At 42.7% G+C, this 3,679-nt stretch carries 4 protein-coding genes; 1 reads left to right on the forward strand and 3 read right to left on the reverse strand.

Translation table 11 applies throughout. The features are described from left to right. On the forward strand, nucleotides 1-1,296 hold a 1,296-nt coding region (locus PX636_RS11340), incomplete at its 5' end, for a serine/threonine-protein kinase (RefSeq protein WP_288117245.1). 6 nt (nucleotides 1,297-1,302) lie between these two features. Here PX636_RS11340 and PX636_RS11345 read toward each other — a convergent pair. The 3 genes from PX636_RS11345 to PX636_RS11355 form a co-directional block, all read right to left on the reverse strand. Further along, nucleotides 1,303-1,755: an ATP-binding protein gene (locus PX636_RS11345; protein WP_002799139.1), complete on the reverse strand. Its 453-nt coding sequence runs from the start codon at nucleotides 1,753-1,755 to the stop codon at nucleotides 1,303-1,305. Continuing rightward, complete coding sequence (locus PX636_RS11350; protein ID WP_002799136.1) at nucleotides 1,742-2,737, reverse strand: anti-sigma factor antagonist; 996 nt, start codon at nucleotides 2,735-2,737, stop codon at nucleotides 1,742-1,744. Before PX636_RS11350 ends, PX636_RS11345 begins: the two co-directional genes overlap by 14 nt. A gap of 114 nt (nucleotides 2,738-2,851) precedes the next feature. Next, nucleotides 2,852-3,502, reverse strand: a complete 651-nt coding sequence (locus tag PX636_RS11355) for a DUF3318 domain-containing protein (RefSeq protein ID WP_002756971.1) — start codon at nucleotides 3,500-3,502, stop codon at nucleotides 2,852-2,854. Nucleotides 3,503-3,679: the final 177 nt, after the last annotated feature.

Genomic DNA, 3,679 nt, shown 5'->3' on the forward strand with positions numbered 1-3,679 from the left:
ATTGATGAGGATAAACCTTCTAAACCTTATTGTGTGATTAAACAATTTTTTCCTAGCGCTCAAGGCAGTAATGCTCTCAAGAAAGCGGCGGAATTATTTAAAGAAGAAGCGATTAGTTTAGATAATCTCGGTCAACACCCACAAATTCCCTCCCTCTATGCCTATTTTACCAGCAATGATGGGCGACAATATCTTGTTCAAGAATATATTGAGGGAGAAAATCTAGAACAAGAATTACAAAGCGAGGGAGTTTTCAATGAGGAAAAGATCAAACATCTTTTATTGGAAATTTTGCCAATTCTTGATTTTATCCATGCTAAAAGAGTCATTCATCGGGATATTAAACCAGCTAATATAATTAGGAGACGCAGCGATAATAAAATAATTTTAGTGGATTTTGGTGCCTCTAAATTCATGCCCATTGCTAACCTTTCCCTGACAGGAACAGTGATCGGTTCGCCGGGATATATCGCCCCAGAACAAAGTAATGGCAAAGCGATTAATAGCAGTGATTTATATAGTTTGGGAGTCACTTGTATCTATTTATTAACGGGAATATCTCCCTTTGAATTATTCGATGTGAGTGAACATGAATGGGTATGGAGACAGTACCTGATTAATAATCCTGTTAGTGTTGAATTAGGTAAAATTTTAGATAAATTAATTGAATTTGGCACCAAAAAACGTTATCAATCAGCCGGGGAAGTCCTGCAAGAGTTAGCAGTAAAATTAGCCTTCGTGATTCCGCCAAAACCCCGATCACAGAATACAATTCAAGAAACAGTTTTGCCAGTTTTTCCAGCCGCCACCAGGGAGGAAATTAACCTCAAAAGTGCCAAGGAAATTGATTACACTAACCTACGGGATTTCTTAGCGCAAGAAAAATGGCAAGAGGCAGATCAAGAAACGGCTAATCTCTTCTTAAAAGTTGCCGATCGAACTAAAGAAAAATATCTTAAGATAGAAGACATAGATAACTTTCCCTGTGAAGATTTAGCCACTATCAATCAACTCTGGTTAAAATATAGTCAGGGAAAATTCGGTATATCTGTTCAGAAAAGAATCTATGAAAGTTTGGGAGGAAGCAGCAATTATGATCAACAAAAATGGAACGCTTTTGGAACAAAAGTCGGTTGGCGAGTTAATAACAAGTGGTTATACTACGATCAAATTACTTTCTCTCTCAAAGCACCCTGGGGACATCTCCCCACCCTTGTGTGGGGTGTGGGGGGTGGGATAATTGTTTTTTCTCGTCTGGAAACCTGTGCCATGGACGGAGTTTCTAGCAGGGGATAAATTGACTTAAAAACTTTTCTGGAGAATTAAACAATTTCTCCCTTCGCCAGTGCGGATATATTGTAAAGTATCAGTAAGAGAACGCATAAAAATTAATCCTCGATCGCTTTCCATTTCCAAAGGTGCGAGGGGACGTTGTTGTAGAGAATCAAGTTTTGCTTGCAGATCAAAAGATTGACCGTGATCCCATATTCTTATTTCTAGAGAATGGGACTTTAAAGTTAATTCTAGATCGATCGGTGTAGTCGGTGGTAAATGTTGGTGAGCGTAACGGACAGCATTAGTAAATCCTTCTGCTAAAGCCACCTTACACTGCCAAAGCACCGAGTCGGGTAGAAAAGAGCGGCCGTGAGATTCAAACCATTGTAGGACTGGGATTAAAGCTGCCAATTCCGTCTGGACTTGTAGATGGAATTGGAGGGGGAAAGAAGGGGAATTTAAGACTTCAGAAGGCACCACTGTTTTTTTGAAAGAGAATCAAAATCGTTTTAAAAATCAGTTGTAGATCGTAGCCTAAACTCCAATTTTCTTGATAGCGCAAATCTAGTTGAATTACCTCTTCAAAATTACTCACCCGAGAGCGACCATTCACCTGCCATTCTCCCGTCATACCGGGTTTTACATCTAAACGTTGCCATTGGGGAACATCGTAGCGTTCCACCTCATCGGGGGTGGGAGGACGAGTGCCAACAAGACTCATTTCACCGGTGATCACATTCCAAAACTGGGGCAATTCGTCTAAACTGGTGCGACGTAAAAATTTTCCTACCCGGGTAATCCGGGGATCATTTTTATTTTTAAAAAAAGCTCCCTCCGCTTGATTAGGGATTTTATCCTTGAGTGCTTCTGCATCCACACACATGGAACGAAACTTGAGAATTTTAAATTCCTTTCCCAACCAACCGCAGCGGGTTTGACTGAAAAAAATTGGACCCGGACTGTCTAACTTAATAGCGATAGCAATGGGGACAAAAATAACCCCCGTGATTAATAAACCCACGATCCCACCAACAATGTCAAGACCGCGCTTTAACCAACTGCGAATCGAGGGATGAGTTTCCGGTAGATGGTTTTCATTGGCAGTAAAGCCCTTTTCTTGGGCTGCTAGGGGGGAGGTTTGGAAAGTGAATAATTGATCTAGTCCCGTAATCGATAAAACCCCCATCACTGGGGGATGGACGTTAGCCAGCACTAACTCGATATTTTTTTCCCTAGCCGCTTTGAGATTATGGACTAAAGCACCCACACCACTACTATCCATAAATTGAGTGGCATTTAGATCAAGAATGACTTTTTCGGGAGTGGGTGTTTGGGCGATGAGATGGTGAAACAAATCCTTGAACTGTACTGCTTCCAAGACAGTCAAGCGATCCGGCATCCGCAAAACCGGATACTCCATCGGAATGATCAGAAAACGTGTTTCAGGAATTTGGGAAGTCATCGACACAAAGAGGTGGTTTGATAGATGAACAAGGCCTGATGACCCACTTAAATGTTTACTAAACTTTTCCCCAAATACCAATGGGTAATGTCAGAGATTACCTGTGATCATCGGCTAACGAATCTCACCTAGGGGCGGACGGCCTTGGGTTTGGGCTTTCGCTTTGGCTGCACTCTTTCTCAGGGCATCTAAACGGGTCTCATAACGCTTACGCAGACGACGGTTGGGCGTTTGTTCAATTAGGGTTTTAAAGGCACTGCCTAGGCTCTTGTAGGCGTTGGGGAGAGAATAACCGAAACGGGTGGCCAAGGCGATCGCTTTTTCATCGGCTTCGATCGCTTCTTTGAGAATTTTATCGCCATTATTTTTGCGCCAGAGACGATAACCGGAAATCCCACATAATCCCATAGCCAAAAGCAATAATAACCCGTCCTGTACCCATAATTCCCCCACTGCACCACCTAAGCCAATAGCGAGGGCGGCCATTTCCCAGCCTTCCCGGGGAATACTATCATTTTGAATCCTGGCGACTTCATGCCAAAAGAGCAAATTACGCTGATCGATGGCTAAATTTTCCCATTTGGCTAAATCTATCTGAATTTCTACCTCATCTCTGCCAATTTCTTCACAACGGATCAGGGGGGGATTAACCTCTGTGGAACCTTCTACCGTTACCCAACTTTGTAATTCTGGAGGTAGTAGGGTTTTTAGGCGCCGAAGTTCGCTCATTTCGGCTCGTGCAGAGGAGGCCGCATAAGATGTCATAGATTTTTTACCTATTCTCTACCAATGACGATGATTTCTATTTTCGATCATAGCGGTCTTTTTTGTGATCTTGGCAGCTTTTGGCCCTAGAGAGCATTTTCAGTGATCAGTAAACAGTGATGGAAGTGGGAAGTGGGGAAGTGGGGAAGTGGGGAAGTGGGGAAGTGGGAAGAAACC

Origin of the sequence: Microcystis sp. M53598_WE2, from assembly GCF_030067735.1 — a bacterium.
GTDB lineage: Bacteria > Cyanobacteriota > Cyanobacteriia > Cyanobacteriales > Microcystaceae > Microcystis > Microcystis aeruginosa.